1 protein-coding gene is annotated in these 619 nt (G+C 43.0%); it reads left to right on the top strand.

Features of this window, described 5'->3' with window-relative positions; translation table 11 throughout:
- Positions 1 to 110: 110 nt before the first annotated feature.
- A partial coding sequence (locus ACYQ2O_RS12660) for a transposase (RefSeq protein WP_459796762.1) occupies positions 111 to 619 on the top strand: 509 nt, incomplete at its 3' end.

The raw sequence follows: 619 nt of genomic DNA, 5'->3' as shown, positions 1-619 counted from the left end.
AAACCGATAGCCTACGGCATTTGGATCAACAGTTGGTCAACCCAAACTTAAAAAAAGTGATTGATATTGAGTCCATTAGCTATTCTCAATTATCCCGTGCCCTGCGAAAGATGGAACCCTCTGTATTGATGGAGATTTTCACGCAATTACTTTCACTGGTTCATGAAAAAACAGTGGTGCAATCAAACGAAAGAGTGTTTCTAATTGATTCGTCCACTTTTTCACTGAATAAAACACGGTATCCCTGGGGCACGTTTCGCCCGACTAAGTCGGGAATCAAACTGCACTTAAAGGTCTGTCATATGAAAGAAGGATGGGTGCACCCTGAACAATTCGAACTGTCCCATGCATCTGAACACGACCATGATCACTTGAACGTCTTTATCAATGAGAAACGGGCGACCTATGTTTTTGATCGAGGGTATCTGGATTTCGCTCAGTTTGATCAAATGAACTGGGAGGGCTACTTTTTCGTTTCCCGCATTAAAAAGAATACAGCCGTTCATGTTCAAGCGCACCTGGAAGTGTCTCATGAATCAGGGATTATCAGTGATCAATTGGTTCAGCTGGGAAAATCGACCTACCTGACGGGTTTGTTTCGCTTAGTAACGATTGAACG

The organism is Alkalibacterium sp. m-11, from assembly GCF_054658155.1.
This window is presented reverse-complemented; position numbering and strand designations above follow the sequence as displayed.